Source organism: Streptomyces sp. NPDC002785 (genome assembly GCF_040295565.1).
In the GTDB taxonomy this organism is placed as follows: domain Bacteria; phylum Actinomycetota; class Actinomycetes; order Streptomycetales; family Streptomycetaceae; genus Streptomyces.
The window spans coordinates 1-10178 of record NZ_JBEOVN010000236.1 but is presented as its reverse complement, the minus strand read 5'-3'; the positions used below and the strand labels follow the sequence as shown (position 1 = coordinate 10178).

Annotated in this window: 9 protein-coding genes; all 9 read right to left on the bottom strand. The window is 68.8% G+C overall.

Annotated elements, in window-relative coordinates; all coding sequences use genetic code 11:
* Positions 1-35: 35 nt before the first annotated feature.
* The 9 genes from ABTZ94_RS33190 to ruvC all read right to left on the bottom strand — a co-directional run bounded on the left by ABTZ94_RS33190 (position 36) and on the right by ruvC (position 10074).
* Positions 36-2609 (bottom strand): RelA/SpoT family protein, encoded by a 2574-nt coding sequence (locus ABTZ94_RS33190; RefSeq protein ID WP_351206456.1) that lies wholly within the window; start codon positions 2607-2609, stop codon positions 36-38.
* A 326-nt stretch (positions 2610-2935) separates the two neighbouring features.
* Positions 2936-3352 (bottom strand): hypothetical protein, encoded by a 417-nt coding sequence (locus tag ABTZ94_RS33185; protein ID WP_351206454.1) that lies wholly within the window; start codon positions 3350-3352, stop codon positions 2936-2938.
* 195 nt (positions 3353-3547) lie between these two features.
* Complete coding sequence (locus ABTZ94_RS33180; protein ID WP_351206452.1) at positions 3548-4099, bottom strand: adenine phosphoribosyltransferase; 552 nt, start codon at positions 4097-4099, stop codon at positions 3548-3550.
* The gene (gene secF, locus ABTZ94_RS33175; protein ID WP_351206450.1) at positions 4096-5202 is read right to left on the bottom strand and encodes a protein translocase subunit SecF; all 1107 of its coding nucleotides are present in this window, start codon (positions 5200-5202) and stop codon (positions 4096-4098) included. Before secF ends, ABTZ94_RS33180 begins: the two co-directional genes overlap by 4 nt.
* 1 nt (position 5203) lies before the next feature.
* Positions 5204-6943, bottom strand: coding sequence for a protein translocase subunit SecD (gene secD / locus ABTZ94_RS33170; RefSeq protein WP_351206448.1), 1740 nt, complete (start codon positions 6941-6943; stop codon positions 5204-5206).
* Positions 6944-7089: 146 nt separating this feature from the next.
* Entirely contained in the window at positions 7090-7554 is a 465-nt protein-coding gene (yajC, locus tag ABTZ94_RS33165; RefSeq protein WP_351206446.1) for a preprotein translocase subunit YajC, read from the bottom strand.
* A 164-nt stretch (positions 7555-7718) separates the two neighbouring features.
* Positions 7719-8792 (bottom strand): Holliday junction branch migration DNA helicase RuvB, encoded by a 1074-nt coding sequence (gene ruvB, locus ABTZ94_RS33160; protein ID WP_351206444.1) that lies wholly within the window; start codon positions 8790-8792, stop codon positions 7719-7721.
* Between the two features lie 83 nt (positions 8793-8875).
* Positions 8876-9502, bottom strand: coding sequence for a Holliday junction branch migration protein RuvA (gene ruvA / locus ABTZ94_RS33155; RefSeq protein ID WP_351206442.1), 627 nt, complete (start codon positions 9500-9502; stop codon positions 8876-8878).
* A complete protein-coding gene (gene ruvC, locus ABTZ94_RS33150; RefSeq protein ID WP_351206440.1) occupies positions 9499-10074 on the bottom strand; it encodes a crossover junction endodeoxyribonuclease RuvC in 576 nt (191 codons plus the stop codon). The genes ruvA and ruvC overlap by 4 nt, the downstream gene beginning before the upstream one ends.
* Between the last annotated feature and the right edge of the window lie 104 nt (positions 10075-10178).

The following is a 10178-nucleotide window of genomic DNA, read 5'->3' as shown; positions in this document are numbered from 1 at the left end:
GCACAGGGGGCCTTGTCCATGCCCGAGGTCGTCGGTCAGGGCCTGCGGGCCGAGGTGACGCGGTAGACGTCGTAGACGCCCTCCACGCCCCGTACCGCCTTCAGCACGTGTCCGAGGTGCTTCGGGTCGCCCATCTCGAAGGTGAAGCGCGAGGTGGCCACCCGGTCACGGGAGGTCTGGACGGCGGCCGACAGGATGTTGACGTGCTGGTCGGACAAAACGCGGGTGACGTCCGAGAGCAGCCGCGACCGGTCCAGTGCCTCGACCTGGATGGCGACCAGGAAGACCGAGGACTGGGTGGGCGCCCACTCGACGTCCAGGATCCGCTCCGGCTGCTGCGACAACGAGTCGACATTGACGCAGTCGGCGCGGTGCACGGATACGCCGCTGCCGCGGGTGACGAAGCCGATGATCGGGTCGCCGGGGACCGGCGTACAGCAGCGGGCCAGTTTGACCCACACGTCCTCGACGCCCTTGACGACGACACCCGGATCGGCGTTGGAGCGGCGCTTGTGGCGGCTGCGGGAGGGCGGCGCGCTCTCCACGAGGTCCTCGTTGGCGGCGTCCTCGCCGCCAAGCGCCTGGACCAGCTTCTGTACGACACCGGCCGCGGCCACGTGGCCCTCGCCGATCGCCGCGTACAGTGACGAGATGTCGGGGTAGCGCATCTCGTGGGCGAGGGTGACCAGGGAGTCACCGGTCAGGATCCGCTGGATCGGCAGGTTCTGCTTGCGCATGGCACGCGCGATGGCATCCTTGCCCTGTTCGATCGCCTCGTCACGGCGCTCCTTGGAGAACCAGGCACGGATCTTGTTGCGGGCGCGGGGCGACTTGACGAAGCCCAGCCAGTCCCGGGAGGGTCCGGCGCCGGCCGCCTTGGAGGTGAAGACCTCCACCAGATCGCCGTTGTCGAGGGTCGATTCGAGCGGTACGAGCCGCCCGTTGACCCGTGCTCCTATGGTCCGGTGGCCGACCTCCGTGTGCACCGCGTACGCGAAGTCGACCGGCGTCGCACCCGCGGGGAGCGCTATGACGTCGCCCTTGGGCGTGAAGACGAAGACCTCGTTGCGGGAGAGGTCGAAGCGCAGCGACTCCAGGAATTCGCTGGGGTCCTCGGTCTCCTTCTGCCAGTCCAGGAGCTGGCGCAGCCACGCCATGTCGTTGACGGTGTCCTGGCCGCGACCGGTGTTCTTGGGTACGTCGGTACGCACCTTGGAGGCGCCCGCGACGGCCTCCTGCTTGTACTTCCAGTGCGCGGCGATGCCGTACTCGGCGCGGCGGTGCATGTCGAACGTACGGATCTGCAGCTCGACGGGCTTGCCGCTGGGGCCGATCACCGTGGTGTGCAGCGACTGGTACATGTTGAACTTGGGCATCGCGATGTAGTCCTTGAACCGGCCGGGGACCGGATTCCATCGCGCGTGGACGGTGCCGAGCGCCGCGTAGCAGTCGCGGACGGTGTCGACGAGGACCCGGATGCCCACCAGGTCGTAGATCTCGGCGAAGTCCCGGCCCCGCACGATCATCTTCTGGTAGACGCTGTAGTAGTGCTTCGGCCGGCCGGTGACGGTGGCCTTGATCCGGGCGGCGCGCAGGTCGGCCTGGACCTCGTCGGTCACTATGGCGAGGTATTCGTCGCGCTTGGGGGCCCGCTCGGCGACGAGGCGGACGATCTCGTCGTACATCTTGGGGTAGAGGATCGCGAAGGCGAGGTCCTCCAGCTCCCACTTGATGGTGTTCATGCCCAGGCGGTGTGCCAGTGGGGCATAGATCTCAAGCGTCTCGCGGGCCTTCTTCTCCTGCTTCTCCCGCTTGAGGTAGCGCATGGTGCGCATGTTGTGCAGCCGGTCGGCGAGCTTGATGACGAGGACCCTGGGGTCCTTGGCCATGGCGACGACCATCTTGCGTACGGTCTCGGCCTGTGCAGCCTCGCCGAACTTGACCTTGTCCAGCTTGGTGACACCGTCGACGAGCAGGGCGACCTGGTCGCCGAAGTCCCGGCGCAGGGTGTCCAGGCCGTACTCGGTGTCCTCGACCGTGTCGTGCAGCAGTCCGGCCATCAGCGTCGCCGGGTCCATGCCCAGCTCGGCGAGGATCGTCGTGACGGCGAGCGGGTGCGTGATGTACGGGTCGCCGCTCTTGCGTTTCTGGCCGCGGTGCCAGCGCTCGGCCACCTGGTAGGCGCGCTCGATCTGGCGCAGCGTGGCGGTCTCGATCTTGGCGTCGTTGCTGCGGACGATGCGCAGCAACGGTTCGAGCACCGGGTTGTACGGGCTGGAGCGCTGCACACCGAGGCGGGCGAGCCTGGCCCGTACCCGGTTGGAGGAGCCGCCGGAGCGGGTCGCGGGAGCGGGTGGGGTGACCGGCTTCGCAACGGGCTTCGCCGGGGGCTTCGGCGCGGACGCGGCCGGGGAGGCGGGGGCGGCAGGCTGGGCGGGCGAAGCGGGCGCGGGCCGCAGCGCCGGGGCACTGCCCCGCTCCGGGCCCGTGCCGGGCTCGGGGGCCGCAGGCTTCGACTTCTCCGCGGCCTGCTTCTTCCCGGGCGCGGCTGGCACCGCCACCGGCTTGTCAGGCTGCGGGGCGGCGACTGGCTGGGCCTCGTCTGGCAAGAGCGCTCCTCATGCGGATCCGGATACCCGGAAGGCCATCGTATCGACCTTGTGGCCGGTCCTCCCCCGGGGACCGTGAGAGCCCTCACAACGCCGACGGGCACCCGGTTGTTCCCGGGTGCCCGTCCCTCGCCTTCAGGTGTGGCAATAGCCCTCGTGTGCCGTTGGGCAGGAGACCGGCCCCGCCCAACTGTGCAGCGCCGAGCCAGTGCTCGCATCAGAGCGTAGTTCAGATGGTGAGGGCGGAGAGGCCCGGCCCCCTCCCACCATGCCCCGTCAGTGCCACAGCTCGCCGCACGTGAGCCCGACCGGAGTCGGGCGATGCCTCAGTTCCACCGCAAGAGCGCTGCCCCCTTGACCTTCATCTCCTTGTTCGCGGCAACGTTGCCCCACGGCACTGTTATCTCGCCGCTCTTCCCGCAGCCGGCCTTGTACCAGGTCTTCTTCCCCTTGGCATTGAAGCCCTCGACCTGCACACAGATGCTGCTGCCCTTGAAAACCTTCCAGCCGTAGACCATCTTCATGCCCTTGAAACCGAAGTGGGCACAGCCATCGTTGAGCGTGCTCCACTTCCCCGGGATTGACCCTGCGTTCTTCCAACCAATGCAGACGCCCTTCGCGCCCAGGGTGGTCGGCGCGGGCGCGACCGTCTGGCTTGCGCTCGCAGGAGCGGCGCCCGCAGCGATTGCTGCAAAGGAAATAAGGGAAACCGCCCCCGTGGCGATCCTGCGCGAAATCCTCATGTGGTTCCTCCCGTTGAGATGCCGATTAGCGGCATCAGGAAGATCCAATCAGGGAGTCACATAACCCGGCATCGATTTTTGAGTCGTTCTTGAGCTCAATTTTGAGCCGTTCTTGAGCTCAATAGTGATGCTGATGCGCAAACGCGAATCGGGTGCCCAGGAGAATCCTGGACACCCAATTCGTGCATGCGGTACTCACACGTGGATTAGTGCCTCCAGCGGAGCACCCGCCAGCCCCTGTTCCAGCCGGGCACGGCCGTCCAGGAAGCCGAGCTCCATGAGGACCGCGACGCCCGCGATCTCGGCACCGGCCCGCCGGATCAGCTCCAGCGAGGCCTCGGCGGTGCCACCGGTCGCGAGGATGTCGTCGATGACCATGATCCGATCGTCGGCGGACAGGTCCTCCGCGTGGATCTCGATCTCGGCGGTGCCGTACTCCAGCTCGTACGCCTGGCTGAGGGTGGCTCCGGGCAACTTCCCCGCCTTGCGCGCGGGAACGAATCCCATCCCCGCCCGGACCGCGACCGGCGCGGCCAGGATGAAGCCGCGGGCCTCCAGACCGACGACCTTCGTGGCGCCGTGCCGGATGCACAGCTCCGCGAGGGTGTCTGTGAGGGCCGTGAACGCGAGCGGGTCCGCGAGCAGCGGCGTGATGTCCTTGAACATCACGCCCGGCTTCGGATAGTCCGGCACGTCGCGGATCCGGCTGAGCAGGAGTTCCCTCGTGCTCTCGGTGGTGCTGGTCATCGGCGCTTCCCCGAGGTCCGGCCGTGGCCCCTGGGGGGCTGCTGGCGCTGGCCGACGACCGCGGCGGCAGGTGCGGTGTCCTCCGGGAATTCGTCGTCGTTCGACGGCTCGTCCTCGGCGGACTCGCCCTTGGCGGCGGCTGCCGCACGCTTGGCGAGGATGCGCTTCTTCAGGGCCTTCATCTGCGGGTCGCGTTCCTTGAGGTCGGCGACGAGCGGCGTGGCGATGAAGATCGAGGAGTACGCACCGGCCGCGAGGCCGACGAAGAGCGCCAGGGAGATGTCGTTCAGCATGCCGGCACCGAGGACACCGCCACCGATGAACAGCAGACCGGCGACCGGCAGCAACGCCACGACGGTGGTGTTGATGGAACGGACCAGCGTGCTGTTGATGGAGCGGTTGGCGATCTCGCTGTATGTCCACCGGGTCTGCTTGGTGATCTCCTGCGTGCCCTCCTTGAGGCTGTCGAAGACGACGACCGTGTCGTAGAGCGAGTAACCGAGGATGGTCAGCAGACCGATCACGGTGCCCGGGGTGACCTCGAAGCCGACCAGGGCGTAGACACCGACCGTGATGGTGATGTCGTGGATCAGCGCGACCAGGGCCGCGATCGCCATGCGCCACTCGAAGGCGATGGCCAGGTAGATCACCACGAGGACCATGAAGATGCCGAGGCCGGTCCAGGCCTTGTTGGCGATCTGCTCACCCCAGCTGGGGCCGACCAGGTCGGCGGCGATCTTCTCCGTCGGGACGTTGAGGTCCTTGGAGAGCTGTTCCTTGATCTGGTCGGACTTCGCGGTGTCGACCTCGGTGATCTGGATGCGCAGACCGCCGTTGCCGAGCTTCTGGACGATCGCCTGGTGGCCGGAGGCCTGCGTTGCCAGGTCCTCCGCCTGGGCGACGCTGACGCTCGTCTTCGTGGTGGTGAAGACGGCGCCGCCCTTGAACTCGATGCCCATGTTCAGGTGGCTGACCGCCAGGGCGACGATGGCCGTGATGGTGATCAGGATCGAGATCCCGTACCAGATCTTGCGCTTGCCGATGAAGTCGTAGCCGACCTCGCCGCGGTAGAGACGGGCGCCGAGACTGCCGAGTCGCGACATCTCACGCCTCCTTCGGGTCGGTGGGGGCGTTGACACTGCGCGAGCGGCGCAGCGGCGGCTTGGCGCCGAGCCGCTTCGGGTCCAGACCGGACCACGGGTGACCGCTGGAGAAGAACTTCGTACGGGCCATCAGCGTCATGACCGGCTTGGTGAAGAGGAACACCACGACCACGTCGAGCAGGGTGGTGAGACCCAGCGTGAACGCGAAGCCCTGGACCTTGCCGACGGTGACGACGAAGAGCACCGCGGCGGCGAGGAACGACACGAAGTCGGAGACCAGGATGGTGCGCCGGGCGCGCGGCCAGGCGCGCTGGACGGCCGGGCGGAGCGTACGGCCGTCGCGGATCTCGTCGCGGATTCTCTCGAAGTACACGATGAAGGAGTCCGCGGTGATACCGATGGCCACGATGGCGCCGCAGACTGCCGGGAGGTTCAGTGCGAAGCCGATGGCCGGGCCGAGCAGCGACATGATCGTGTAGGTCAGGATGCCGGAGGCCATCAGGCTCAGGAGCGCAATGAACGCGAGGCCGCGGTAATAGGCCACCAGGTAGATGACCACGAGGGCCAGACCGATGGCGCCGGCGATCAGACCGGCTTGGAGCTGCTCGCCACCGAGCGCGGCGGTGACGGTGGTGACGCTCTGCTCCTTGAAGGAGAGCGGGAGCGCACCGTAGGAGAGCACGTTGGCCAGGTCCTCGGCGGACTGCTGGGTGAAGCTGCCGGAGATCTCGGCGTTGGCGCTCAGTGCCGTGCGCACGTAGGGCGCCGAGACGACTTCACCGTCGAGCGCGATGGCGAACTGGTTCCGCGGCGACTGCTGCTGGGCGAGCTGGCCCGTGATCTTCTGGAACTTCTTGGCGCCGCCCTTGGTGAACTCCATCTGAACGATCCACTGACCGTTTGTCTGGTCGATCGCCGCTTTGGCGCTGTCCACGTCGGTGCCGGACACCTGGGCCGGGCCGAGGACGTACTTGGCGTCGCCCTCGGAGCTGCACGCGACGACCGTGTCGGTGGGCTTGGCGCCCCGTGCGGCCTCGGCGCGGGAAGCCTTGCTGGAGCAGTCGAGCGCCGCGAACTGCTTCTGCAGCTTGGCGGCGGCGGCCTCGTCAGCGGCGGATGCCGACGGCGTGGCGTCGGCCTTCGGCGTGGCGCTCGCCTTGGGGCTCGGCGTGGTGTCGGCCTTGAGGCCGTCGGTGACCGCGCGGCCCTGCGTGGAGCCGCTCGCGTCCGGCGTCGCCGAGGCCTTCCCGTTGCCCGACGCCGAGGCGCTCGGGCTCGCGGACGGGCTGGGCTTGCCGGACGACGAGGCGCTGGGCGCCGGGGTGGGTGTGCCCTGGGCGACGGTCAGCACCGGCCGGAAGTAGAGCTTGGCGGTGGTGCCGACCTGCTCACGGGCCTGGGCGGAGTTCGTACCCTTGGGGATGTTGACGATGATGTTGCGATTGCCCTGGGTCTGGACCTCGGCCTCGGAGACGCCAAGACCATTGACACGGCGTTCCATGATCTGGACCGCCGTGTCCATGTTGGTCTTGTTGATCGCCGATTCCTGGCCCGGCTCGCTCTTCGCCTCAAGCGTGATGGACGTGCCGCCCGCCAGGTCGATGCCCAGTCGTGGGGTCGGCTGATCAGCCAGGAACATCCCGCCGGTGAGCGCGACCATGGCGATCAGGATCAGAGCCAGGGAACGCCCCGGCCTGCCCTGACCGCCGGCCGGCCCTCGGCTCTTCTTCGGTGCTGCCACCTTCTCGTTTCTCCCTGTCCAACCGCCCCGCGCCGGGTACGCGCCCAAGCGGCCACGAAGTGTAGTGGGGACCCACCCCCGCAGAAGATCGCACGGTCCGGGAAGTGCCGGATACCGGTGGGCTCACGGCATCCCCGGGTCGTGGGCTACTTCGCGTCGGCCTCGCCGTCGGTCTTGCCCTCGGACTTCTTGTCGGACTCGGCGTCGTCGGCCTCGGCCTTCTTGCCCAGGTCGATCTTGGCGTCGTCCGAGGTGTCCTCGTCGGTGTCGGCCTCGGTCAGCGAAGAGGCGTCGTCCGGCACGACCGCGCCGTCGAGGGCGTCATCGCCGTCGCCGTGGACGATTCGGTTGTACTCCTCGTCGTCGAGGACGGCGCCGATGGCGTTCTTGGCGTAGATGGCGTGGACGCTGGGCGCGATCTCAAGGAGAACCGTGTCGTCGTGAAGCTCCTTGACGGTGGCGTACATGCCCCCGATCGTCCGGACGCCGGTGCCGGGCTGCATCTCATTGCGCATCTGGGCAGCGGCCGCCTGCTTCTTCTTGGCGGACCGCGTCATCAGGAACATGGCCCCGATGAGCACGATGAAGGGGAGGAGAGTCACGGGATTCACGGGACGAGTTTCCTTCGCACGACCGCGCTGGAAGGCGGCCTGATCTACGGGGGTGGGTACACCGACCTGTACGGGCGGCATCGGCGGAGTCTAAGCGAGTCCGCATCGTTGGAACAACGCCCGACATCGCTCGGTGGTTCCTGTCCGGGTGAACCTGTGACGCATCACGCCCCGAACAGGCCCTGTTGTCCCTTTCCACCGTGCTGGGGGGGGACGAGGCCGAGGTGGGCCCAGGCCGCGGGTGTCGCGACACGCCCCCTCGGCGTCCTGGCCAGCAGTCCTTCCCGCACCAGGAAGGGCTCCGCGACCTCCTCGACCGTCTCGCGCTCCTCGCCCACGGCTACCGCGAGGGTGGACAGCCCGACGGGGCCGCCGCCGAAAAGCTTCAGCAGGGCGCCGAGCACCGCCCGGTCCAGCCTGTCGAGGCCGCGCGCGTCGACCTCGTACACGCCGAGGGCGGCGGAGGCGACGGCGCGGTCGATCCGTCCGTCGGCCTTGACCTGGGCGTAGTCCCGGACACGGCGCAGCAGCCGGTTGGCGATACGGGGGGTACCGCGGGAACGTCCGGCGATCTCGGCGGCGCCGTCCGCGTCTATCGCCACGTCGAGGAGCCGCGCGGAGCGGTGAATGACGCGTTCCAGCTCGGTGGGGGTGTAGAACTCCATATGGCCGGTGAAGCCGAAACGGTCACGCAGCGGGGGCGGCAGCAGTCCGGCCCTGGTGGTGGCGCCGACCAGGGTGAAGGGCGGCAGTTCCAGCGGGATGGCGGTGGCTCCGGGGCCCTTGCCGACGATGACGTCGACCCGGAAATCCTCCATCGCCATGTAGAGCATCTCCTCGGCGGGCCGCGACATGCGGTGGATCTCGTCCAAGAAGAGAACTTCGCCCTCCTGGAGTGAGGAGAGAATCGCGGCAAGATCACCCGCATGCTGGATGGCGGGACCCGAGGTGATCCGGATCGGCGCGCCCATCTCAGCCGCGATGATCATGGAGAGGGTGGTCTTGCCGAGACCGGGGGCGCCGGAGAGCAGGACATGGTCGGCGGTGGCGCCGCGGGCCCTGGCCGCCTTGAGGACCAGGTCGAGCTGTTCACGCACCTTTTCCTGGCCGACGAATTCATCGAGGTCCTTCGGCCGCAGCGCCGCTTCGACCGCGGTGTCCTCGCCGTCCGCGTCGGCGTCGACGAGGCGCTCGTCGAGCCGCTCGTCGGTGTCGGGTCCGGTCTCGTCCCAGTTCATTCAGTCTGTCCCGCCTCGGGTGTTTCGGTGCCGTGCGGTGCCCGGCCCGGCGTCGGGGTCTCCCCCGGGGTGACGCGCTCCGGTCAGCGCGCGCGGTTGAGGGTCTGCAGCGCGGCGCGCAGCAGCTGCGGCACGGGGGCCTGCCCGCCCTCGGCCAGGGCCGCCTCGGCCTGCGGGGCGACAGCGGTGACCGCTTCGTCGGCCTCGCGGGTGGCGTAGCCGAGACCGATCAGCGCGGCCTGCAGCTGATCGCGCCAGGAGGAAGTGACGGCGGTGCCGATGCCCTGCCGGCCGATGTGGGCGCCGACGGGCTCGCCGAGTCTGTCCTTCAGTTCGAGGAGGAGTTTCTGCGCGCCCTTCTTGCCGATGCCGGAGACCGCGGTGAGCGCCTTCTCGTCACCGCCCGCGACCGCGATCCGCAGGGCGTCCGGACTGTGGGTGGCGAGCATGGCCTGGGCAAGCCGGGGCCCGACCCCGCTGGCGGTCTGGAGCAGCTCGAAGACCTGCCGCTCGTCGTCGTCGGCGAAGCCGTAGAGGGTGAGCGAGTCCTCCCGCACGACGAGGGAGGTGGCCAGCCTGGCCTCCTTGCCGATCCGGAGGCCGGCGAGGGTGTTCGGCGTGCATTGGACGGCCATGCCGATGCCGCCGACCTCGATCACGGCCGTGGTCGGGGCGAGTGCGGCCACGGGGCCGCTGACGAAGGCGATCATCGGGGGACCTTCCGGACGGGAACTGCGGGTGTACGGGGAACGCGCGGGGTACGGGCTGCTGCTGCGACAGCCGCGTGTGCCTGCTGGAGGCGGTTGACGGCGGGGGCACGCCAGATGTGGCAGATGGCGAGCGCGAGGGCGTCGGCCGCGTCGGCGGGTTTCGGCGGGGCGTCAAGCCTCAGCAGCCGGGTGACCATGGTTCCTACCTGTGACTTGTCGGCACGGCCGCTGCCGGTGACGGCCGCCTTGACCTCGCTGGGGGTGTGCAGGGCGACCGGTATGCCGCGCCGGGACGCGCAGAGCATGGCGACCGCACTGGCCTGGGCGGTGCCCATCACCGTACGGACGTTGTGCTGGCTGAACACCCGCTCCACGGCGACGAATTCGGGCCGGTGCTCGTCGAGCCATTCCTCGATGCCGCGCTCGATGGCCACCAGCCGGTGGCCGAGCTCCGCATCGGCCGGGGTGCGGACGACTCCGACGCCGAGCATGGTCAGGGGCCGGCCGGCGACACCTTCGACGACGCCGACACCGCACCGGGTCAGCCCCGGGTCGACGCCGAGTACCCGCATGGGAGGCCCCCTCCGTACCGATCGGTCAACTGTTCCCGCAGGCTATCGGCTCGCACTGACAATGCGACGGGCCGACGGGGTGGGTGCCCCCCGGCCCCGCGGAG

Coding starts and splice junctions, on each gene's coding strand:
- ABTZ94_RS33185 (WP_351206454.1), bottom strand. CDS start 3,352: ATGAGGATTTCGCGCAGGATCGCCACGGGGGCGGTTTCCCTTATTTCC.
- ABTZ94_RS33180 (WP_351206452.1), bottom strand. CDS start 4,099: ATGACCAGCACCACCGAGAGCACGAGGGAACTCCTGCTCAGCCGGATC.
- secF (WP_351206450.1), bottom strand. CDS start 5,202: ATGTCGCGACTCGGCAGTCTCGGCGCCCGTCTCTACCGCGGCGAGGTC.
- ruvB (WP_351206444.1), bottom strand. CDS start 8,792: ATGAACTGGGACGAGACCGGACCCGACACCGACGAGCGGCTCGACGAG.
- ruvA (WP_351206442.1), bottom strand. CDS start 9,502: ATGATCGCCTTCGTCAGCGGCCCCGTGGCCGCACTCGCCCCGACCACG.
- ruvC (WP_351206440.1), bottom strand. CDS start 10,074: ATGCGGGTACTCGGCGTCGACCCGGGGCTGACCCGGTGCGGTGTCGGC.